The 20,804-nt window shown below is 52.5% G+C and carries 19 protein-coding genes; 6 read left to right on the top strand and 13 right to left on the bottom strand.

Annotated features, from left to right (window positions below; translation table 11 throughout):
* Positions 1 to 942: 942 nt before the first annotated feature.
* The gene (gene hetR, locus H6G62_RS18870) at positions 943 to 1,827 is read left to right on the top strand and encodes a heterocyst differentiation control protein (RefSeq protein WP_190497985.1); all 885 of its coding nucleotides are present in this window, start codon (positions 943 to 945) and stop codon (positions 1,825 to 1,827) included.
* Between the two features lie 291 nt (positions 1,828 to 2,118).
* Here hetR and H6G62_RS18875 read toward each other — a convergent pair whose 3' ends face one another.
* From H6G62_RS18875 to H6G62_RS18895, 4 genes are all read right to left on the bottom strand, one after another.
* Positions 2,119 to 2,976, bottom strand: a complete 858-nt coding sequence (locus H6G62_RS18875; protein WP_190497987.1) for a hypothetical protein — start codon at positions 2,974 to 2,976, stop codon at positions 2,119 to 2,121.
* A 51-nt stretch (positions 2,977 to 3,027) separates the two neighbouring features.
* Entirely contained in the window at positions 3,028 to 5,169 is a 2,142-nt protein-coding gene (locus tag H6G62_RS18880) for an NACHT domain-containing protein (protein WP_190497988.1), read from the bottom strand.
* Between the two features lie 658 nt (positions 5,170 to 5,827).
* Positions 5,828 to 6,322, bottom strand: a complete 495-nt coding sequence (locus H6G62_RS18890; protein WP_190497992.1) for a hypothetical protein — start codon at positions 6,320 to 6,322, stop codon at positions 5,828 to 5,830.
* A 160-nt stretch (positions 6,323 to 6,482) separates the two neighbouring features.
* Positions 6,483 to 7,049, bottom strand: a complete 567-nt coding sequence (locus H6G62_RS18895; RefSeq protein WP_190497995.1) for a hypothetical protein — start codon at positions 7,047 to 7,049, stop codon at positions 6,483 to 6,485.
* 187 nt (positions 7,050 to 7,236) lie between these two features.
* Between H6G62_RS18895 and H6G62_RS18900 the strand changes: the two genes are divergently transcribed.
* Positions 7,237 to 7,875 (top strand): helix-turn-helix transcriptional regulator, encoded by a 639-nt coding sequence (locus H6G62_RS18900; RefSeq protein ID WP_190497997.1) that lies wholly within the window; start codon positions 7,237 to 7,239, stop codon positions 7,873 to 7,875.
* 83 nt (positions 7,876 to 7,958) lie between these two features.
* Here H6G62_RS18900 and H6G62_RS18905 read toward each other — a convergent pair whose 3' ends face one another.
* From H6G62_RS18905 to H6G62_RS18925, 5 genes are all read right to left on the bottom strand, one after another.
* Complete coding sequence (locus H6G62_RS18905; RefSeq protein ID WP_190497999.1) at positions 7,959 to 9,077, bottom strand: hypothetical protein; 1,119 nt, start codon at positions 9,075 to 9,077, stop codon at positions 7,959 to 7,961.
* Between the two features lie 374 nt (positions 9,078 to 9,451).
* Positions 9,452 to 10,246 carry a hypothetical protein gene (locus H6G62_RS18910; RefSeq protein WP_190498001.1) on the bottom strand — a complete coding sequence of 265 codons (795 nt, stop codon included), beginning with the start codon at positions 10,244 to 10,246 and terminating at the stop codon, positions 9,452 to 9,454.
* 194 nt (positions 10,247 to 10,440) lie between these two features.
* Positions 10,441 to 11,781, bottom strand: a complete 1,341-nt coding sequence (gene opcA / locus H6G62_RS18915) for a glucose-6-phosphate dehydrogenase assembly protein OpcA (RefSeq protein WP_190498002.1) — start codon at positions 11,779 to 11,781, stop codon at positions 10,441 to 10,443.
* A gap of 273 nt (positions 11,782 to 12,054) precedes the next feature.
* The gene (zwf, locus tag H6G62_RS18920) at positions 12,055 to 13,584 is read right to left on the bottom strand and encodes a glucose-6-phosphate dehydrogenase (RefSeq protein ID WP_190498004.1); all 1,530 of its coding nucleotides are present in this window, start codon (positions 13,582 to 13,584) and stop codon (positions 12,055 to 12,057) included.
* Positions 13,585 to 13,880: 296 nt separating this feature from the next.
* Positions 13,881 to 14,273 (bottom strand): CU044_2847 family protein, encoded by a 393-nt coding sequence (locus H6G62_RS18925; RefSeq protein WP_190498010.1) that lies wholly within the window; start codon positions 14,271 to 14,273, stop codon positions 13,881 to 13,883.
* Between the two features lie 202 nt (positions 14,274 to 14,475).
* Between H6G62_RS18925 and H6G62_RS18930 the strand changes: the two genes are divergently transcribed.
* Positions 14,476 to 14,991 carry a 2TM domain-containing protein gene (locus tag H6G62_RS18930; RefSeq protein WP_190498012.1) on the top strand — a complete coding sequence of 172 codons (516 nt, stop codon included), beginning with the start codon at positions 14,476 to 14,478 and terminating at the stop codon, positions 14,989 to 14,991.
* Positions 14,992 to 15,093: 102 nt separating this feature from the next.
* Here the strand turns inward: H6G62_RS18930 and H6G62_RS18935 are convergent, their stop codons facing one another.
* The 3 genes from H6G62_RS18935 to H6G62_RS18945 form a co-directional block, all read right to left on the bottom strand.
* Positions 15,094 to 15,585 carry a Tic20 family protein gene (locus H6G62_RS18935; RefSeq protein WP_190498013.1) on the bottom strand — a complete coding sequence of 164 codons (492 nt, stop codon included), beginning with the start codon at positions 15,583 to 15,585 and terminating at the stop codon, positions 15,094 to 15,096.
* Between the two features lie 138 nt (positions 15,586 to 15,723).
* On the bottom strand, positions 15,724 to 16,179 hold the full coding sequence (locus tag H6G62_RS18940) for a DUF3531 family protein (RefSeq protein WP_190498015.1): 456 nt from the start codon (positions 16,177 to 16,179) through the stop codon (positions 15,724 to 15,726).
* Positions 16,180 to 16,284: 105 nt separating this feature from the next.
* On the bottom strand, positions 16,285 to 17,241 hold the full coding sequence (locus tag H6G62_RS18945; protein ID WP_190498017.1) for a Sll0314/Alr1548 family TPR repeat-containing protein: 957 nt from the start codon (positions 17,239 to 17,241) through the stop codon (positions 16,285 to 16,287).
* 335 nt (positions 17,242 to 17,576) lie between these two features.
* Here H6G62_RS18945 and H6G62_RS18950 point away from each other — a divergent pair, with 335 nt between their 5' ends.
* Positions 17,577 to 18,248 carry an ABC transporter ATP-binding protein gene (locus tag H6G62_RS18950; RefSeq protein WP_190498019.1) on the top strand — a complete coding sequence of 224 codons (672 nt, stop codon included), beginning with the start codon at positions 17,577 to 17,579 and terminating at the stop codon, positions 18,246 to 18,248.
* The gene (gene rsmG, locus H6G62_RS18955) at positions 18,245 to 18,991 is read left to right on the top strand and encodes a 16S rRNA (guanine(527)-N(7))-methyltransferase RsmG (protein WP_190498021.1); all 747 of its coding nucleotides are present in this window, start codon (positions 18,245 to 18,247) and stop codon (positions 18,989 to 18,991) included. The genes H6G62_RS18950 and rsmG overlap by 4 nt, the downstream gene beginning before the upstream one ends.
* Before the next feature lie 221 nt (positions 18,992 to 19,212).
* Here rsmG and H6G62_RS18960 read toward each other — a convergent pair whose 3' ends face one another.
* The gene (locus tag H6G62_RS18960) at positions 19,213 to 19,983 is read right to left on the bottom strand and encodes an SAM-dependent chlorinase/fluorinase (protein ID WP_190498023.1); all 771 of its coding nucleotides are present in this window, start codon (positions 19,981 to 19,983) and stop codon (positions 19,213 to 19,215) included.
* A gap of 135 nt (positions 19,984 to 20,118) precedes the next feature.
* Here H6G62_RS18960 and H6G62_RS18965 point away from each other — a divergent pair, with 135 nt between their 5' ends.
* Positions 20,119 to 20,799, top strand: a complete 681-nt coding sequence (locus H6G62_RS18965; protein WP_190498024.1) for an isochorismatase family cysteine hydrolase — start codon at positions 20,119 to 20,121, stop codon at positions 20,797 to 20,799.
* Positions 20,800 to 20,804 lie beyond the last annotated feature (5 nt).

Genomic DNA, 20,804 nt, shown 5'->3' on the forward strand with positions numbered 1-20,804 from the left:
ACGCCAAGGCCTTGAGGTGTCGCAGATCCCGACGATGGCTATATTGACGCAGCAAGGACAGCACTTGATCATAGAGACAGGTGGTGGCTGGCATGGCAAAGACCCTGGGATATGCAATTCCAGCGTCTCATGTCACCTCACCTTTTCCCCCTCGCAGCACGAGGTTTCAAGCCTTTCACCCACTTCTGTCAGGCAGTCAGGCGGCTATGAGACAGGGTGTTGCACTTCAGATTTGAATCTGCGGAGTTTTCAAAGAAAATCTGCCTTCTATTAATACTAAAAAACAAAAACTAGATCAATAATTAATAGATAGAATTCAAAGATAAAATTACCTCTTTAAAATGAAGATATCCTCTTGCAAAATGCAAGAATGAGTCTTCCAATCCGAGCACACACTCAGTCCTGGTTGACTGAAAAAACTTGCTAGGACGGGTAGTCCTATTTCGTACAGGCTAGAGAATAATCAGGCGACCCTAAAGACCTTACGGCAGTAGATCGCTGTTTTTGGCTATTTTTGGCTGTTTTTTCTCTGGCCCGTAGATTAGTGCACTACCCTAGAACGCATATCTGTCAAGGGATGTCTGACCCCTACATAAAACCAATGCTGTAGGGGCGCGATTTTCGTGCCCGACGTAGAATCTTTGGCCAGCCAGATTCAGTATAATCTCGGATCCTGCCACCATAGTCTATCCTGTAATGCTACGGATATTTATTCTCAAAAAATAAATAGTCATCTTGATCTGATAGCAACTAATACGAGAATAAATACATTTTTATGTTTTATATGATCACTCGTTCTAGTCAATTTTTAAGTTAAAAAAGAAATTCCATGGCCATCATCACTGAAATATGTTATTTTTATATTTAGCTGCATCTATTTTGTTGGAGTGCGCTTAAGTAATGGTAGGAATTAGGATTAATCATCACCAGCTTGCAAGAGCAATGAAAGCTAGCGACATTGATCTTTTGCTGATTTTTTTGGTGGTTAATTTGATCAAGAATCTAGGACATCGTTATGGGAGCGTAATTGACGCTGTTTCTATGGCAGCCAAGTTTGCGGTTTATCTAACGTATCTAGAAGAAGGAAAGAATCTTCGGAGAACTGGATTTCTTCATCACGTTGAACCTCGCCGTGTCAAGGAGATCGTTGGTGAGTTTGAAGCTCTTGTAGACAGTGGAGAACCCTTGTGTTTGCTAGGCAGTATCGAACCTTCCTATCTCATTGGTTTTTCCTATATATGGGCTGACAAATTTCCGATGAAAGATGGAGAATCTAGACTAATAAACTTTGACTTGACCTCTAGCGAACGATTCATTGTAGAAGCCAGTATTCCAAGTAATCTTCCTCGATGTCTAGCCATCCGAGAAGATCATTTGTATTCCATGATTGAGGAATTACATTGGAAGTCTCAGGCTTCATTGCCCCTGGAAAAACAAACAGCTTTTAGCGATGCATTAGCGGAACATGCTAAGTTTCGCCTGCTAGAATCTGAAACCGTCAAGGAAATTAAACTAAATCCAAAACTGTCTGCCTATATTCTACTTAAGACAGACTACTCCCCTCGTGATCGACAAGCCCGAGTTTATACCATGATTCAGGAACTAACTGCTTATTTTGAGGGTATGTATGCTTGGGTAGATGAGGATCCTGAAGTAATGCGAGGCATCGAAACGTTAGGGATTTTGCCGGAGCACAGAGACCTTGCCTTTCAGGAACTTGATCAAATAGTAAGGGCATGGGCAGATAAGTATCACTCAGAAGATGCGACTAATCAGATTGCCCTACAGTTCCTGGTTTCTCCCTATGCTAACGTCTTGAAAATTTAGAAAGTAATTTAGCTGATTGACTGACTTATTGCTAAGATTCTCAAAACGCCTCTTTCTTTGGGAGAATGGTTAGAATTTAGGTTCATAAATTTTGTCAGTCAACCGGGCAGTTTAGTCGTTAGACTCATCATTAGAGAGTCAGGGATTGCTAGAATCGTTAACCATAGATTTCAACACAACTCATGTTTAGACTTATTGGCCTCAGCGTGAAACTCCTCTTCTAGAATTAGTAGAAAGAGGAGTTGTAATCGGTTATGTGTTGAAATGCAAATCGTTGTGATCCTATTCTGATTAAGAAAAAGGAATATGGAGCTTTCCTCGATCAGACTGATGGCACATGTCAGCAATAGTCAACATAGGTGAATATCCTTGAGGTGGCAGTTCCCTAGAAGCGAAGGGAGTAATTACAGTTAATGTACCTTTTCTCAAGGAAACTCCTAGGTGCATCTCACTCCATTCGCTAATTTTTAAAACTTCTCGATTCAAATCTTCGACACTTATTTCAGTCTCAGTTTCTGTTTCGCAGAGTCGCTCTAGCTTCTTAATAGTTTCTTGTAGCAACTCAGCCAAAGCTTTTCCCGATACCTTTGAGGTTTTTTGACTGCCATCATTGGTCAACCAGATTAAACGAGCCTCTTCATGTTGTAAAACCTCATTTTTAATGACCCGAAGGCGTTCGTAAAACATTCCGGGATCGTAGAGTAATGGAATATCACACTCTTGCTCTGCCACGGAGTTATGGGAGTTAGCTATTTCCTCTACCTGGGAGTTTAAATTGGCCTGGGGTAAATTCTTTAGGGGTTGATGTCGCATGTTTTCACAGGGACGCTCTAATGGGTCTGAGCATGAAGAGGGGGGCACCCAATGATTAGAGTCAAGTTCTGATCCAATGTCTGGCTCTAATACCGACTGTTCTCCTAGGTCAATAGATACAGAAGAGGTTGGGCTATTATCCTGATAGGTGTCCGCAAGCTCATTCAAAAAATCCCATAGACTGACATCTGCATAATGTGTATTCAGCAAATTCAAGACATCCTTAATAGCATCAGCAATACGAGCAGATCGCTTCTCTAAAATGACTTGACTAATCCGAGATTGAATTTCTTCAAGTTGCTGAAAGCTCAATTGAATCAAATTATCGTCAATCATCTGAAAAAACTCCTAGACAGTATCTAACTCATCAAATCCAGCAATACAGTATCAGATGGATGACAAAAAATGACATCCTGAGAGAGATTGAGGATTAAAAATAATCTCACTCACCTGTGTTGAAACTCGTCCTGAAATATAAAATTCCTCTTTCATACAGCAAAAAATCAAACAAATACTTTGATAGTACAAAAACATGGCCTGAAGCTCATCAATGGTGAAATTTAAATCCTGATCCTCGATCTTTAATGCTTTTAACCATAGTCTATAAAGATTGCTTTCACAAATTTTGCGATGATAAAACGACATTGATTTGCTCTTTAATTGTTTCTTTAGACGATTGATCGTCGAAAATAAAATTCTGGATTCCCGAGTATCTAAAAGTCCGTATTTATCTGTTTTTTGGGCTAAGGACAAAGCCACATCAAAAAGTCTTTCCAAGGATAGTCCTCGCAATATTTTAGGATCAATCAAATGCCTATCACCCAACTTAAAGCTATTGTCTGGAGAAGGGCTAGAAGAAAACAAAAAGTCGGAGTCTGGCTCTAAAATATCAATCACCCTACGAATTTTTTTCATAATCTTAGAAATCAGTCTTTTTTCATTTTGACGATGGCCAAATAGGAGTACGACATCAAGAATCATGAAGGCTACATAGCAGCGATTAACTGCTGCATCACGAGATAAACTAACCTTATCTGAAAGATCCACCGTTAGTACGACAAAGGATGATAGCCTTTTTGTACAGAGATAGCGACTTAATTGTGGTTGTATAGAGTCAATCAAATAGTCTGCTCCCTGCATTCCTGATAGAAATATAAAGACATCTTTCCAGTCGGAATCATTAAAGTATTCCTCAATCACTTCGTTCTGAACTTTCAGATTTTCAATTAGATAGTAGGCGATTAACAATTTTTGAATTATAGGATTCTTGAATTGACAAATATTGTTATCAGATATATCGATAAAATCGAGTAGAATCTCTTCTTTTAGGTGATGAATTTTAGATGAGTTTTGTCGAATAGAATATTTATCCAGAACAGAGGAGTATAGTCGATAAAACTCCATTGTATGAAATTTGTGTCTACCACTTTGCAGGCAGACATATGCAGTCTCAGCCAGAATTTTCAGTCTCGCATTAAAACAATCCTCAAGGGTGTTTAGATCACCCGTCAGTTCGTCTAGGGACGAGTCTGCGATAATGAGTCGTGAAAGTATCTTGTCATAGAGGAAGGTTTGACCTGAAATTCGATTTTCATTGCGTTGATATAGAGACAGCGCAATGCTCAAGCTAAAAGGATTATGAATGATATATTTAATAGACTTATTTTCGGAAGCAAGATGCTTAAAAACTCTTTCTTCCTCGCCAGACAAAAGAACCTCACTAGTCAATGATTTGTGGATATATTGTCGAGCTTTTTGACTGTCAAAACCTAGAACTAGGGCTTCATGAAAACGACTGAGTGCACGGGTCTTCTTAGAGGTTCGACAAGCAATAATAAACCGATTCATGTTGTAAATATCAGAAAAGTCCTTGATTTTTAGAAGTATCTGACCTTGTTTCTCAAGGGAGACTGAATCTAATTCATCGATCAGAATTAGCAGTCTTCCTTTCTTCAAGGCTGACTCGACAAAATCCTCGTATTCTGGAAAACCACAGGACTTAAACTCTTGGGCGATCATTGCTTTCAGATCCAGTTCTTCCTTAATTTGCTTGCTGATCTGAATAAAAACTGGAATGTAGCGTTTAGTAAAATTAGAGGATTCCTGGCTCATTAAAGCCGATAAGCCAAGCTTTTTTAGGAAAGTTGTCTTGCCAATTCCCTGCTCACCCTTAACAATTAAGTGAGAATATTTATTGCTCAGTTCAAAACCATCACAGAGTAGATTTAGGTTGGCTAGATAGTCAATTTCTTCATAGGGAAATATTGCTTTTTTAGCTTGGTTTATTCCTCCAGAGTGATCAATAAAGTGAGGATTTACGTAGATATCTTCAAGGGATACTGAGGGTCTGAATTCTTCTTGACGAATAAAACCATGCCTAAGGATAAAATTCTCCTTGTATCCTTCTGAGGCGTAGAAAATAGCATGACTAAGCCTTTGACTGAGTAACTTATAGGCTTCATCTTTAGTCTCCCAAAGCGACTTAAAGATGATTAATGAGATGCCTTGGATGGTGCCAGATGTAATCATGATAAAACTATGATGAAGGACTGAAAGAACTAAGAGGCTCGAGGAGTTAGGAAATAACTAGGAGGGGTGATAGTGACATCAGGAACAGAATTTGGAAGGGGAAGTTCCTGAGAAGTCGTGGATTCGGACTGGTACTGACTTGCCTCAACTCTAATGTTGGTCTCTTGCGGCGTTAACAAGAAGATATTGACGTCAATTTTTTCTAGGGATCCCTGGCACATGTAGGCCCCCCCTGCAATAAAATCGACAGATCGCTGAGCCTCTTCATAGGTCATTTTGGCTAGGTTGAGCACCACCAACTGGTTACGGCGGAGGCTGTGAACGGCGGAGGGAATGTCGGAAAAGACTTGCGGCTCAAGGATGACGACTTCTGAGGCATACAGATAACCGTCTGGTGCTGGGGAGGGCTGATAGGGACTAGTCTGGCGATAGCCTAGGAGTGGCACATGGGACGATGGGGTGTAGGCATCGTAGGGACTGTAGAAGTTGAAATTTGAGGGGTTAGCAGGGTAAGGGTTAAGGTTTGAGGCATGGCTATTCGAGGCGTGGATATTCATAGGGATCCTCGCAGGACATAGAAGGGGGAGGGGTAACCAAAGCAGCGGAGCATTTCCTATATTCGGACCGTAAATCGTTGGGATGAAGTGCTAGGGGGAGGTTAGGCGGATAGATGGACAACTAAGCGTTCACACTGGTCAATCTTGGAATTGGGGCGATGGGTTGTCGTGGCTTCGGAAGTAGATTTAGGACTCAGTTGTAGAGGGTTGGAATGCGCTGGGTTAGCGGTTGAAATGATCTTAATTTCGGTTCCATCATGCTTTTGGCTGTCCATAGATATCGCTCCTTGAAAGGTGGACAAATTTGTTTCGCTCATATCTGATGCCATGAGTTTCTTGCATACGACATCGGCAAAGTCGTAGTCGAAATGATGCACGGGATAGCCTTTAAGATTCCAGAATTCTAAGATTCTGGAGACAGAATTTACTTTGTATCGTCCCTGATAAATAGCTTCTACGGTAGCTGTAATCACCCATTTCCCAGGATAGGAATTGATCCAAGAGTAAATCAGATCAACGAGGTTGGCTTCGCCAAGTTCAAAGCTATAGTTGATCAATAACGCAAAGGTGACAGCAGCCGGATTCTTTCGCATCATTCTTCTCCATCATTGCTTGTAGTTAGGATTGGTCGATGTTCCGTCGGATTCTTTTGCCAAGTAGCGTTTAGGCTTTGAGGTTTACTCACGTCAAGGTCGCTTGCTGGATCAATCTTCTTCAAGTCTTTTTAAAAGGTGATCCATAGAACTGGGACATCCCTCAGATTTTTTGCACTAAAATACTCAGCACCTCTTTACTATTGGGCCGAGGTTGAAAGGGACTCCAGTCCGCTGTGTTGGCGTAGCCAATGGAATGAAAGGCGGCAATGGCCCGCTTAACGGTATCGCGGGTTCCGACCAATAAGATTTTGAGGGTGTCTGACTTGCCCGTAGCTTGGCTAACGACACCGGGGCTCAATCGACGTCTCGCGACGGTACCGTGGCTTTTGGTACAACGGCTGGGGCGCGATTCAGGGGCCAATCGACCTGTCCCCCGATCATCGGAGTGGTGGACGCTGTGGTTTAGGTTCATGTTCATAGTGGCTAATTGTTCGTTAAGGGCTTGCCGAATCTCAGACTCGGTGTAAAAGCGGCTTTCTACGCCGCATACGGGCTTGCATTTGTAATAACTGGTGGCGCGGCCATGGATGTAGCCATCCACTTCCCACCAGTGGCCGTCTTGGAAAAAGCGCATCCCCATGGATAGCCCTTCGGCTTTACTCACGGGGAGGGGAAGCAGACTGGACTTGCGTTGCCGAGTCGATGAAGCGTGGTCACGGTTGTTCATGGTCAATACCTTGGTGGGATGCGACGGTAGTCACGGAGGCGAGGAAGTGAAGCGAGGCTATGTTTCCCCAGTGACCTAACTCTACGCCAGATGTAGACTAAAGTCAACACCTCAAGGCCATAAATCATCGTGAGACGTAGATTGTGTTTTTATGGTAAGACTATCTACGGTTCCATTCCAGAGAGTCATGCCTATCCGATGGAAGTTGCATGAGGTGATGTCTAGGCGGCGTGTGCGGAATAAGGATCTGGCGACCGCCTTGGATATCACTGAAAATTCGGTCTACCGATTGCGTAAGGCGGAGGACATGCCTCGTCTGACGCCCCAACGGCTAGAGGGGATTTGCGATGCCCTGAACTGCCAGCCGGGGGATCTTCTGGAGTGGGTGCCAGAGGATAAACCCTTGTACGCCCATTTGCGTCGTCAGGAGTCTTTGCCGCAGGATGACCGAGGGCAGGAGGCCTCCAATGCAGTGATTTTGCACCATGCCCAGCCGAGTCCTAGGGCGATTTCGACGGTGGCGTTGCAGCGGCTGACCCAGTATTACCAGCCTATTTTGGCCCTAGCATGGCAAGGATTTGCGGAATATGGGCCGGGGGCGGTAGTGTTTACCGATTTGGCGACGGGGCCAAAGCTGGCCTTTGTGGAGAAGCAAAACTTGACCGACCAACATTGCATTGAGGCAATTACGCAGAATAATCCAGAGGCGTCGGCGGTGGTGTTGTACTACAAAGATTCGGATTACTCTAGAACGGACTATGGCGTGTTGACCCTGGTGGGTCCCAAGTCGCCGCCGGAATGCTTTGCCCTCAGTTATCAAGCCTAGGCTGATAGGGTCTTGAAAACTGGTGTTAGGCATCGATCTAGCCGATCTGTCGATCTTGCCAATTTTGCGGACGGTAGACCGATCTATATCTCTCCCTGGACATGCAAGGCCAGGTAGCGGTTTTGGGCATAGGCAAACTTAGTGGCATATTCGGCGCGTTTGGCCTGGGCAACTTTGTAGCGAGGGCTTTTGGTGGATACGGACTCCATCTGGCTAAGCGCTTCCTGCCAGGTGGCGGCAACGACAGCCCAATCCTCTGAGGTGGTGGCGTTGGCGGCCTTTTCAGACGCCAATTCTGCGGCCTGGACAGCCATGCGGAAGGGGGCTTTGTCTAGCTCGCTCTGGGCGTAGGCAAAGTTGTCTTGGTAGATCCGACGCCGTTCCTGGGCTTGCTCAAAGAGGGGGGTTTCAGCCTGAATCGGCTGAAGTTCGTCAATGGCTCGCCGCCAAAACAGGAGCACCTGCTGCCAATCTTCAGGGGTAATGGCAGACTGCGTTAGCTCCGCCGCCGTGTAGGCCAATTTCATCGCCTGGGCCAGGGCAGCTTGATCCGCCGTGCGGTTTGTCTTGGAGATGACGGGCTGAGTCGGTAGGGCAAGATGGGCCTGCTGCAACGATAGGCGACCCAGGTGGTTAACCTGCGCGAGGGATTGCTGTTTGAGAACTTGGGCCTGCTTCAGATAGAGATCTAAATTGGGGCTGTTGTAGGTATAGACCACCACAGCGGCAACCGTGGTGCCTAGGAGGGCAACCAGGCTGCCCCACCAGAACTGAGGTTCCCTCCAGGCCGATGAGGTTTGCTGAAGTGCTAAAGAACTTGGAAAAAACGAGGTGGATGGGGAACCCGATCCGTCCTCCACCACAGCGGCGGCTGGCGTTGGAGGGGAAACCTGGGCTTGAACCCCGGGGTCACGGTCTCCAATTAACTGGCTTTTGATGCTAGACACCGCTCGATGGGCCGCCTCCAACTCCAAAGCACTGAGGGCTTTAGACGGTCTCAGGGTTGAGCTTTGATACTGATAGGGAGCCAAGGCCGGGGCGGTTTGGTCACGGGCACTGATCAGCATCGCTTTGACCGACGGAGCACTGGAAGAATCCGCAGGGGGCCAGCTAGGCTGAGTGGCTAAGGACTCGCTAAAATCCTCAAACCCATGGAAATACTCATCAATATCTACTCGTTGATTTCTTTCGTGGCGACGCATGTGGTACTCCTCAAATCAGATAAGGTATCGTTCAAGCAAGAACATTTGTTCTATGCTGATAGATTCCGCACCTTCATCTTTGCTGGCTTTTTGAGAAGCAACAAGAGTGTTGTAGCACACATTTAATCAGGTATCTCACCCCCTATAGTCAGGTATCTCACCCCCTATGAAGACCGAGGCTACCCACCTAGGGATAGCGTCTCCAGATCAGCATCCCGACGACGCCCCGTCGCCCCAAAACCGCTAGGGCCGTACCCTTGGCAACCTCGCTGGGGAAGATCTGCATCGAGATCCTCCCCAGCGGGGCATTGGGGGACATCGGCCCTCCGTAGCCCACAGCGGCGACGGAGTAACGGGGAAGGGGCTAGGCGGATCTAATCGGCAGTCGGATCAAGGCGGCCACTACCGCGCCCCGCGTCCAGCCCCTCTTCCAAGTGATGCCCCTTGTGATCCCCATTACTGGAGGCGGTTGCCATCACCCAGAGTTCTTGCATTGCCAATTCAATCGGGTCATTCGCCACCGGAATGCCAGGTTGCCCCACCAGTTCAGGATGAAACGATGGCATTGCCGAGGGCAGCTTTACGGGGGCTGGCACAGGCAGGCCCGATGCGGCGGCGGTTGCCTCTGGCGGAACGGACGACGACAGACCTTCGGCCTGGGGGGGGACGGGGGTTGCCTCATCCACAGTCCCCATCGCCACCGCTTCACCCCGCAAATTCAGGGTCGAAGACAGCGGCTGCGAGGCTTCCTCAACCCCAACGTCGGATTGGGGCGGCTCCTCCTCTGCCATCGGTGCGGAACTCTTCTGAGTCGCCAGCGTATCACCAGCCGTCAGGCTCACCCCAAATTCAAGGATCTGGCGTTGCTGCAAGACAACCTCTCGCGCCACATTGATCAGGTTTTGGAAAAGATCCCGGTCACCGTTTTGGATTTTCATGTAGGCCAAACGGCTCCAAGCATGGTAACTCAGGGTCACATCCCGGCTAAACAGCTTGGACAAATCCGATTCTTCCCAGTAGGCACAGCTTGCCAGGGAGGAACTGAGGCGCTGGCCCTCCTGCGGATCGGCCATGGTTTGAATTGAGCTAAACACATCGGCATAGCTCTGCCCCAACAAACAAACCTCTTCAGAGTAGTTTTTGCATTGGGAGCACAAGGATAGTGTCATAGCGAGTCCTCTCACTTAAAGGTAGGTACAGCCTGATTCGGCGGGCTGAATAGGGAGGACTATATCGACGGATAGCAAGGGCGCGTGCAAAAGTCGCCTACTTAGAGGCAAATCCTTGACTTTTCAGAAATGATGATTACTATGGAAACTTTTTGCCTCAAAAAGCTGGACACAAAAGGTAGACAAACGATCTTTTAAGGGGCCTCCTGAAGCAGCTTCATCATTTGGGCCACCATGGCGAGACTTTCTTCATAGAGCACGTCTTCGCCCCAGCGCTGGAGTTGTTGACCCAGCATGAAGTCCGCCTTTTGGTCAGACAGCGCCGTCACCTGTTCTACCTGGCAAGCTTGGGCACCGCCGCCCGCTTCCATCCGCATACAGCCCGTGGTTTCGGAGCAGAGGATGGTACAGCAGTTGGCGGTGGGATCGGTGGAAATCAGCCGAATTCCGGTGAGGTCGCCGATCACTTCGCCGGAATCGGCCACGGGGATGCCCGCCAGTTCCGCTTCAATGTCGATGCCGTTTGGCCCTCGGAAGTGAAGGGTTTTGAGGTTGTAGACGCCGCCTTGCTCGGTGTAGTCCACCGGTTCCCAGTCTAGGCGGCTGGCGAACCAGCCTAGATACATCAGGGCTTGGGCGGCGTTACCCTGTTCGTAGTCCACGCTGATGCGGTCTACGTCCTTGAGGGATTCCCGCCGTTCCGGGGGGTCGTAGGCGGCGGCGGTGAGTTCTTGCCACGGGGCGAGGCGGTGCCAGTTGAGGTCGGCGATGGTGATACCTTCTTCCACGAGGCACTGCATGGTGTGGAGTTCGGCCTCGGCGTCACTGAAGTAGCTGGAATCGACGATGATGCAGTTGCTGGATTTAGCCAGGTTTTGGAAAATCGGCTGCTCTGGGCTGGGGGTAGCCTTCCACCACACAAACCGGGGCAGCTCCGGCAAGATGAGGGACGCCACCAGGTCGCTCACCCGTTCTAAAGCCGCCTTGGTGCCGCGCAGGGTGATGTATTCGCAGCAGATGAGGTTGCTGGTGCTTTTCTTTTGCACTGGGCAGTAGGCCGACACCTGGGCCGTTACCCCCGTATCTTCGCCAAAGGTGGGGCAGAGGGTAATCACCCGGCAGGGGTTGTGGGCGGAAATGGATTCGCTGAGGTTAAAGCCGCGCAGGTCGGGGTTTTTGTATTCCTTTTGGGCCTGGGAGAGTTGGCTATATTCCTGGCGCACCCTGGCTAAGGTAGGCGGATCCATGCGACCCGTTACCCGCAGGTCGTAGGCCATTTGCGCCTGACGAATGCCCTCACGGGTGAGGGGGCCGTGGTTGCCGTCGATGGGGCCGGGGTAGAACTCCAGGGCGGCGAGGACTTGCTGCACCTCCTCCGGCTCGTAGATCACCATGGTGAAGGTACTAGCACGGGTGGCGACGGGGGCGGCGGCTCCAGAATCCTGCTGTCGCCAAATATTTCGCAGTTCCGATTCAATCTCGTCGATGGAAATGTCTTTGGGACGTTGTAGGGCAACGGTGGGAGTCATAGTCATGGCGGTTTCGGGGGTGGGGAGTGGGGTTTCTGAGCTTTCTGTGGACTACTGTTTATACATGAGTTCCTATATCACCTTGTACTGAGGGTTGGATCCCCCCTAGCCCCCCTTATGAAGGGGGGAACCGGACTCAAAGTCCCCCTTATGAAGGGGGGAACCGGACTCAAAGTCCCCCTTTTTAAGGGGGATTTAGGGGGATCCTCCAGGCCTGACGACATGAGAGATGTACATAAGCAGTAACTCCCACAGGGAGAGGGGCTAGGGGTGAGGGATTTACAACCTGCGCCAACGGCGACCGTCTTTGTTCAGCAGGAACTCGGCCTCCATTGGCCCCCAGGTTCCGGCTTCGTACAGGGGGATGACGGCGGGGGCGGCGGGGGCATCCCACACTTGCAGCAGCGGGGTGAGCAAGCGCCAGGAGGCTTCCACCTCGTCGCCACGGGTAAACAGGGTTTGGTCGGCCAACATACAGTCCACAATCAGGCGGGCGTAGGCGTCGGTGTTGGCTTGGCCAAAGGCGGCATCGTAGCGGAAGTCCATATCCACCGAGCGCGTCCGTAGAGAGTTGCCCGGAGTCTTCACCTCAAACCGCATGGAAATGCCCTCGTCCGGCTGAATTCGCAGAGCCAAGACGTTGTGGTTCATCTGCTGGGCGGCGGATTGAAACATCAGGTGGGGCACTTCCTTAAAGTGAATGGAAATTTCGCTCACCTTCTTGGGCATTCGCTTGCCGGTACGCATGTAGAAGGGCACCCCCTTCCAGCGCCAGTTGTCGATTTCGAGCTTTAGGGCGCTAAAGGTTTGTACCGTGGATTCGGGATTGGCCCCCTCCTCCTCACGGTAGCCCGGTACCGCTTGGCCCTTCATCCACCCGGCGGAATATTGCCCCCGCACGGCGCACTGGCTGAGGTCGTCAATGTCCGAGAGGTGGGTGGCCTGGAGAACCTTGGTCTTTTCGTTACGGATGCTGTCGGCATCAAGGGAGTTGGGTGGCTCCATGGCCGTCAAACAAAACAACTGCATCAGGTGGTTTTGCACCATGTCCCGCAGGGCACCGGAGGTTTCGTAGTATCCGGCGCGTCCTTCCAGACCCACGGTTTCCGCCACGGTAATTTGGACATGATCCACAAACTGCCGATTCCACAGCGGTTCAAAAATGGCGTTGGCAAAGCGGAACACCATTAGGTTTTGGACGGTTTCTTTGCCGAGGTAGTGGTCGATGCGGTAGATCTGCCGCTCGTCGCAGACTTTTTGCACCACCCGGTTGAGCACCTGGGCCGAGGCCAGATCCTTACCAAAGGGTTTTTCGATGATCAGCCGCTGCTTGTCAGGGTTTTCCAGCATCCCCGCTGCCCCAAGTTGCTGGGTGGCCTCCCCAAAAAATCGAGGGGCCACCGACAGGTAAAACACCCGATTGCCCTTAGTGCCCCGCTGCTCGTCCAGTTCCGCCAGCAGGGTTTTTAGCTTTTGGTAGGATTCGGAATTGTCGATATCACCGGGACAGTAGTACAGCCCCTTGGCAAAGTCCTCCCACACCGCCTCATGGCCGATGCCGTTGCCAAATTCTTCGATGCCCTCCCGCAGGTGCTCCCGAAAGAAGTCATGGCTCCATTCCCGACGGGCTACTCCCACAATCGTGAGTTCTGGCGGCAAACGCCGTTCCCGCCGCATTTGGTAAATGGCGGGGACAATTTTACGCTGGGTGAGGTCGCCAGAAGCCCCAAAAATCACCAGAATTTGCGGCTCCGGGATGCGGTCTTGCTGAAGGCCAACCCGCAGAGGATTTTCAATCAAAGACACCATAAGCGTTGGGGGTAAAGGGTAGGGGCCATCTCAGCCCAGGTCAGCGCAACTCAGGAAACCATGGTCTGTGAACCAAAGGGTCTGTGAACCAAAGCATCCCACGTTGTTATTGTGGCGGCACTTGGCAATAATCTGCCCATACTATAGATGGTCTTAATTAACGCTGGGCGGCATTCCACCCAGGGGAACCGACTGCTGCACTGGGTAAGCTCTGGGAAGGGATGGCTCCGGCACTGGGGGAGGGCCGTGGTCTTCTGTTACCCGTACCCACGCCACCAGAGAATATCGCCTAGCCCCTATTCCTTGGGGCGATCAAAGTTGCATTCCACGGTAATTTTGAGGTTACTTTCGGCGGTGCCCTTGGTGACATAGGGAACTCCAGCCTCGCCACCCACCTTTAGGCCAAATTCTAGGGTCACCTTTTCCACATTGGCGCAGGCCATGTTTTGAAAGGCGTTCATGGTGTAGTTGGTGTAGGTGCGGATGGTGCTTTCAATGGCTTTAAAGCTTTGCACGGCGTGGGCTTGGGCGGCTTGGCTGGTCATGCCGCCTAACCCTTTGGAGGTGCGGCTGGTTTCGCTGTAGAGTTCGCCAGAATTGTGGTCTGTCGCAGGAGCCACCACGTCTTCGGTGGCCTCCATGTAGATTTCGGTGCCGTCATCGAGACGAATTTGCACCAGTTGGGTCATGATACACACTCCAAGGATTGCAACTAGTTCACTAGCGTTGGTATACGGCCAGGGTGCCCCAACCCGCTGAGCGCCCGCCCCACGAACGTTGACGCGCACCGTACAAGGTTTTCCGTACCCCAACCCTCCCCCCAATTGGCAAAATTTTGTCTATAAGGGGATAGGCGTTGTTGTGGCAATCAGGCCGTTCTGGGGTAATGGTATGACACATCTGAACAATCAAGACAGTGCATTTCTCTATCCGGCGGAGGATGCCCAGCAAATCCTCAGTATCGCCATGGCCCGACAGACGGAGTCCGGCGACCTGTCCCGCGCCCAGCTTTTGGAAATTGCGGAAGAACTGGGCATTTCCGCCGAGACCCTGGCCGAAGCCGAGCGGGAATGGGATATCAAAAAATACGAAATTGCTGACCAACGCCAGTTTGACCAAGAACGCAAGCAACGCTTCCAGCACAGTTTGTCTCGGTTCTGTTTTCTGGCCGGGTTTTGGCTCGTCATCCTGATTGTCACTGGGGGCAATGGGTTCTGGGCGGCCATTGCCAATCTCTTTTTATATCTTCTATCTGTTCCCTGGGGGTTGAAACTGGCCTGGGATGCTTGGCGAATCTATCGTCCCAACGAGTACAGCTACACCAAGGAGTTTCAGCGCTGGCGACGGAAACAGCAGATGCGCCGTGCGGTGGGCGGTGCCGTACGACGGTTAATCAACTCCTTCTAAGCCACGTTTATGCAGATCCGCTTCAAAGTCCCCCTTGTTAAGGGGGATTGAGGGGGATCGCCTAGGGGGATCGCTAGCGTTTTCGCCCCGAGAAGTCTTGGGTTAGCGCACCTGCATATGCACAGCTTCGGAAATGGTGGGGATGTCGGCGTATTCACCCCGGAAAGTTTGTACGAGGGAATAGCCCACGGAGGCCAACATCCCTAGAAATAGAGCGCTGGCAAAGGTTTGCACTAATAGCCCACCGCCGCCTAGCACGGGCATCAGTAGATCCAAAATGAGGCCGCACACCGCCAGGATGAAGCTGAGCAGAATGGCTTGCATGGTGTTGAAGCGGATAAAGCGACTGATATTTTCGTTGCGCACGACTAGCAAAATCAGGGCAAAAAAGACAATCAGCCCGAAGAAGGGAATCGACCGCTGAAGCCCCATATAAACCTGGAGCAGCGGGGCAATGGGCAGCAGCAAAAACTGAATGGCGGGAACTTCCTGCAAGACAAAAACCCCGTAGGGTAGCCCTGCGGTGATGGCCAAAATGTAGGGTAGAGCCGCAAACACGCGGTCGAGGATGGAAGGAGAACTATTCCAGGACATGGGAATCCTCAGCTTGGGTCAGGGCGGATATAGTTTTACCATACCGCAAAGTTCTAGAGGGTTTGCTCTGGTGCTGGGGTGAGCCATTCTCTGGGGTGACTCCGGGTGAGTGACTCCGGGTGAGTGATGCTTGGCGTTTTAATTATCCTCGGCGTCCACAAATTCGGGGCGGCGGTTGCGGGGGATAGGCCAATCGGGGTTTTCGCCGCCGATGTAGCAGGCGTCGATCACCACGTATTCGCGGCTGAACTGTTCTAGGGCGTTGATCAACACGTCCAAGGCTAGGGCGTCGCTGGTGCCCAGGTCGAACCAACACCGCGCCCAAACCCCTTGATACTCGACTTCGCCCATGTTGTGCATCACTGAGAGCAGGCTGTTGTCGAGCTGTCCCTCGTCGTAGGGCATGTAGCTGATATCAAGCCCGGTGTCTTGCACCTGAAGGTTTTCGGCGTTGAAGCCGCCCAGCTTGCCCAGGAAAAACCAGGAGGAAAACACCTCATCGATATATTGCTGTTCTAGGTTGGAGGGCACGGTCTCAAACCGTAGCCAAATCCACACATTAAAAAAGTCGCATTCGCGAAATTCGACTTGCATGGGGCCAGTTCCTTGAAAACCCCCGATCTTGGGGTGGGAACGTTCATTGTGCCACACCCCTGCCCCCTTCCACCCTGGACAAGGCAACGGGGGCGTAGGGCTGGCTCAGTTCGCGCTATTGGCGGCACTACTGGCACGGGCAGAGCACACCTCCGGCGTGGTGCCCTGGGCGCGGCATTCCTCAAACCGAATTTGCCAGACCGTGGAGGCGGGCAGTTGGTCGGCATAGGTGAGGGCGGCGGCGTAGTAGGGCAGGCTCCCCCGGTAGTCTTGCAGCAGAAAGAGAACCTGGGCCTTGAGGTACATGAGGTCGGGGTTATCGGGGGCGGCAGCGAGGGCTTTGTTCGCCTCGGCCAGGGCTTCATCGTAGCGCTGGAGATCGCGCAGGCCGATGGCAATCCCCCGGTGGGAAAGATAGTCTGGGTAGCCCTGACGCAGCCGACCAATGGCTTGATCGGGGTTGGCAAAGGGTAGATTCACCGCCAGTAGCAAATCCATAAACCCCTTGAGCAGGCTGAGTTCGGGGTCGTTGGGGCTGATGGCTTCTGCGGCTTCCAGTTCGGCAAACACCTGCTGCAACATCCGCAGTGCGGTGGGAGTGCCCCGGGCTAGCCCTCGGGTTTGCAACACATGGGCTCCCTCTAGAAATAGACCGACGGCGGTATAGAGGTGACCGCGCAGGGGATCGGTGGCCTTCAGGTCAGCGGCGGCGGACTGGGTTTGCTGGGCCTTGCTCAGCAGGGCATCGAGATCCTGGTTGAGGTAGTCGAGGGCGGCGGCAATGGCATAGTTCATGGGCTCGCCCGGTTCTGCGGCGATGGCTTGGTTGGCCAACCGCTGGGCGGCGGTATAGTTGCCCTCATAGAAAATCGCCTTGAAGGTAGCTTCGGTGGCCTCGCCAATGGCGTGGGGATTGGTGGGGCGGAAGGGATCGCCCGCCAAGGCCGGAAGCGCACCGAGACCAATGACCGCTGTCGTGAGGGTGCCCGCCAACCAGGCCCGCCACCGAGACCGATGGGGCCGAAGGGATGTCGCAGACCGTGGAAATGATTGAACCACCATAGGACAACTCACTGATTCAAGACCAAGGATCATTGGAGCAAAGGGGCTAGGTATGGCCCTTACGGCCATTGTGGTCTTTGGAAAAGGGGGATAGGAGGTGCCCCTGTTCCAGATGCTACACTGGCCTACTGCCTCATCCCAAGCCCTAGGAGGGGCAAAGTGGGGCACACTGGAAAAGAGTTTTCCCGCCTGATACCAAATCCGAATTGGATAACCCCGATTCCCAGCCCAGCAAACCGTAGGGGCGAGGTTCCCTCGCCCACTGACGCCAGGGGCAAACAAGTCGGATTGAGTATGAGTCCTGCCTGGAGAATTTGCTCAGGATCGTCCTACCCATGCTGCACCTCGATCAACTGACCTATCACCCGGCGGCCACCCCAGCGGCCATCCTCCGCCAGGTGTCGCTAGAATTGGCCCCCCAGCAGTTGGGGGTGATCTATGGCCCCAGCGGATCGGGCAAAAGCACCTTGCTGGAATTGATGGCGGGGTTTGCCCGTCCCAGTGCGGGGTGCATTCGGTGGCGCGAACAAACCCTAGAACCAGAGGCGCTGCGCCAGGTGGCGGGGCTGGTGTTCCAGTTCCCAGAACGGCACTTCTGCGGCCACACCATTTTAGAAGAACTACGCCTCGGTCACCCCGAACTCGACCGCCCCCAGATCGACCAAGCCCTTCAAGCCGTCGGGTTAGACCATTTAGACCTGACCACCCTGCCCCACTCCCTCAGCGGTGGGCAACAGCGGCGCTTGGCCCTGGCGGTGCAGCTCATTCGCAAACCCTACCTGCTCTTGCTGGATGAACCCACGGCGGGGCTAGACTGGTCGATGCGCCAGCAAATTATTGCCCTGCTGCAACAGCTTAAGCAAAATTGGACACTGCTAGTGGTGTCCCACGATGCCGATGAACTGGCCCACCTGGCGGATCGCTGCTGGCACCTCAACCAAGGACGGCTGACCCTAGAACGCCGAACGGAACCGCAATCTATCGCCTCGGAGGCCAATTGGGAATGACCCAGACCCCCACCCTGCCCAACCCCACCGATCTGTGGCAAGCTACTCTGCAATGGCAGCCCAGCGATGTCCTCCAGAGTCGCTTCGAGGATCTGTACCAAGCCATCGTCGCCATCAACCAAACCCTCAACCTAACTCGCATCACCAGCCCGGAAGACTTTTGGGAAAAACACCTGTGGGACTCCCTCCAGGGCATCGCCCCCTGGCTGAAGGAAGAAGCCCTGGCGGAGAAACCGCTGTCGGTGGTGGATATCGGCACGGGCGGTGGCTTTCCAGGGTTGCCCCTGGCCCTGGTCTACCCCGGCTGGACGGTGACCCTGATGGACGCCACCCGCAAGAAAATTGCTGCCCTTGAACAGGTCAGCACCCAACTGGGCCTCACCAATGTGCGCTTCTTGGCCGAACGAGCTGAACAGGTGGCTCATCAGCCCAGCTACCGCGAAGCCTTTGACCTCGCCCTGCTACGGGCCGTAGGGCCAACCAACACCTGCGCTGAATATGCCCTGCCCCTGATGACCCTGGGGGGCCAAGCGGTACTCTATCGAGGCCAGTGGTCAGCCGAAGAAGAAGACCGCCTGATCGCCATTCTGCCCCGCCTCGGTGGCCAACTGCGGGAGGTGCGCCCCATGACCACCCCCCTCATCCAGGGTGTGCGCCACAACGTCATCCTCGATAAAATCAGCCGCACCCCCGACAAGTTTCCCCGCCTTCCCGGCCTTCCTGCCAAATCGCCCTTGACCTAGGCGGCTATCCTCACACAGCAATTCTCAATATGACTTGACGCATTGACGAAAGACCGATCAGGCTGAGCTTGCCGAAGTCCGTTCACCCTTCGACAAGCTCAGGGCGAACGGTCAATTGACCAAAATGAGAATTGCTGTCCTCACATCGGCTGGTTGGCCCCAATTCCTGGGTGGTGCATGGCGGCTCATCCGCGCAATCTAGCGTCTTGGATGGGGTATTCCTAGGTGGGCAGCCAGACTAAATCGCCCACCCGCAGCCCCAACTGCGCCTTGGCGCTGCCTTGGTTGACGGCAATTTCCAACAAGCCGTGGCTACCCACTAGGGCCAGGGGCGCACCGGGGGCGACATCGTTGTAGGTGGTGGCACTGGGCAGGGTTTGCTGGTTCCAAACCAGGTGCCAGGGGCCATCGCCTAAGGAATCGACGGGAAGGGTGGTGACGGCATTCCCGAAGTGGTCGATGTACTGAATGCTGCCCTCAAGACCTTGCTCGGTGGAGGTGAGGGGCGGCACGGGCAACTGCACGAGGGACGCTGGATCGATGGGCGTCCCCAGGGCAGACAGCGGCACCCCATTGGCTAAATGGGCGGCCACGGGGGCAAACACGTCCCGTCCTTGGAAGGTGGCGCTGGGGGTGGGCCGATGCCAATAGGCTGGATTGGTCAACTCCACGGCCTCCAGCACTGGGGTTTGGGCCATCACACCGCTGATCACACCATTGTCTGGCCCTACAAAATAGCCCCCCGCCAACCGCACCGCCACGGCCCGCCGATCCGTGCCCACACCGGGATCGACCACCACCAAATGCACCGTATGGGGCGGAAAGTAGGGAAACACGCTCATCAACTGAAACCGCGCTGCCCAGAGGTCTTGGGGCGGGATATCGTGGGTTAAATCCACCATGGTGGTGGTGGGGCAACGACTGGCAATGATGCCCTTCATCACGCCAACATAGGCGTCTTGATGGCCGAAATCAGTCAATAGCGTAATCATGGACTCCGTTTCATCTCAACCCTTGCCCTTAGAATAAACGGTGCCCAGATTCAAAGGTGAAGATTTGCCGAGAAAAAGCGGCGAATTTCAGGCTGGACTGGGTCTACAGCGTCCTTTTCTGGGAAATTTTCCGCCATGGCTGTGATTACGGCTCAACCCTACGACTACTCGCTCCCCACCGAGACGGGCATTGCCCTGATTATTATTGATATGCAGCGCGACTTTTTGGAACCGGGGGGCTTTGGCGCGGCACTGGGCAACGAGGTCGGCCTCTTGCGAGCCATTGTGCCCACGGTGCAACGGCTGCAACAGGCGTTTCGGGAACGGGGCTGGCTGGTGCTGCAAACCGTGGAGGGCCACCGCCCCGACCTGAGCGACTGCCCCCCCAGCAAACGCCAGCGGGGGAATGCCGCTCTGAAGATTGGCGATCCTGGGCCCATGGGACGAATCCTGGTATTGGGGGAACCGGGCAACCAAATTATTCCCGAACTGGCCCCCACACCGGAGGAAACGGTGATCGAAAAACCGGGCAAAGGAGCCTTTTACAACACCAACCTGGAATTTCTGCTAAAAACCCACAACATCAGCCATCTGATCGTCACCGGAGTGACCACCGAAGTGTGTGTCCAAAGCACCCTGCGCGAGGCCAACGACCGAGGCTACGAATGCCTCCTGGTGGAAGACGCCACCGAGAGCTATTTCCCCGAATTTAAGCAGGCTACCCTGGCCATGGTACGTGCCCAGGGCGGCATTGTCGGCTGGACGGCCACCGCCGATCAGGTGCTTACGGGGCTCAGCCAATGGTCAGCGCCCTAGGGATA

It is taken from the genome of Phormidium sp. FACHB-1136, from assembly GCF_014697375.1.
Taxonomy (GTDB): domain Bacteria; phylum Cyanobacteriota; class Cyanobacteriia; order Phormidesmidales; family Phormidesmidaceae; genus Nodosilinea.

What these genes read in the sequence shown, in the direction of transcription:
- H6G62_RS18910 (WP_190498001.1), bottom strand. Translation starts at nt 10,246, where the DNA reads ATGACACTATCCTTGTGCTCCCAATGCAAAAACTACTCTGAAGAGGTT.
- H6G62_RS18965 (WP_190498024.1), top strand. Translation starts at nt 20,119, where the DNA reads ATGGCTGTGATTACGGCTCAACCCTACGACTACTCGCTCCCCACCGAG.
- H6G62_RS18890 (WP_190497992.1), bottom strand. Translation starts at nt 6,322, where the DNA reads ATGATGCGAAAGAATCCGGCTGCTGTCACCTTTGCGTTATTGATCAAC.
- H6G62_RS18960 (WP_190498023.1), bottom strand. Translation starts at nt 19,983, where the DNA reads ATGATTACGCTATTGACTGATTTCGGCCATCAAGACGCCTATGTTGGC.
- H6G62_RS18950 (WP_190498019.1), top strand. Translation starts at nt 17,577, where the DNA reads ATGCTGCACCTCGATCAACTGACCTATCACCCGGCGGCCACCCCAGCG.
- H6G62_RS18895 (WP_190497995.1), bottom strand. Translation starts at nt 7,049, where the DNA reads ATGAACAACCGTGACCACGCTTCATCGACTCGGCAACGCAAGTCCAGT.
- H6G62_RS18935 (WP_190498013.1), bottom strand. Translation starts at nt 15,585, where the DNA reads ATGTCCTGGAATAGTTCTCCTTCCATCCTCGACCGCGTGTTTGCGGCT.
- H6G62_RS18905 (WP_190497999.1), bottom strand. Translation starts at nt 9,077, where the DNA reads ATGCGTCGCCACGAAAGAAATCAACGAGTAGATATTGATGAGTATTTC.
- rsmG (WP_190498021.1), top strand. Translation starts at nt 18,245, where the DNA reads ATGACCCAGACCCCCACCCTGCCCAACCCCACCGATCTGTGGCAAGCT.
- hetR (WP_190497985.1), top strand. Translation starts at nt 943, where the DNA reads ATGAAAGCTAGCGACATTGATCTTTTGCTGATTTTTTTGGTGGTTAAT.
- H6G62_RS18945 (WP_190498017.1), bottom strand. Translation starts at nt 17,241, where the DNA reads ATGGTGGTTCAATCATTTCCACGGTCTGCGACATCCCTTCGGCCCCAT.
- opcA (WP_190498002.1), bottom strand. Translation starts at nt 11,781, where the DNA reads ATGACTATGACTCCCACCGTTGCCCTACAACGTCCCAAAGACATTTCC.
- H6G62_RS18875 (WP_190497987.1), bottom strand. Translation starts at nt 2,976, where the DNA reads ATGATTGACGATAATTTGATTCAATTGAGCTTTCAGCAACTTGAAGAA.
- H6G62_RS18925 (WP_190498010.1), bottom strand. Translation starts at nt 14,273, where the DNA reads ATGACCCAACTGGTGCAAATTCGTCTCGATGACGGCACCGAAATCTAC.
- H6G62_RS18930 (WP_190498012.1), top strand. Translation starts at nt 14,476, where the DNA reads ATGACACATCTGAACAATCAAGACAGTGCATTTCTCTATCCGGCGGAG.
- zwf (WP_190498004.1), bottom strand. Translation starts at nt 13,584, where the DNA reads ATGGTGTCTTTGATTGAAAATCCTCTGCGGGTTGGCCTTCAGCAAGAC.
- H6G62_RS18900 (WP_190497997.1), top strand. Translation starts at nt 7,237, where the DNA reads ATGCCTATCCGATGGAAGTTGCATGAGGTGATGTCTAGGCGGCGTGTG.
- H6G62_RS18940 (WP_190498015.1), bottom strand. Translation starts at nt 16,179, where the DNA reads ATGCAAGTCGAATTTCGCGAATGCGACTTTTTTAATGTGTGGATTTGG.
- H6G62_RS18880 (WP_190497988.1), bottom strand. Translation starts at nt 5,169, where the DNA reads ATGATTACATCTGGCACCATCCAAGGCATCTCATTAATCATCTTTAAG.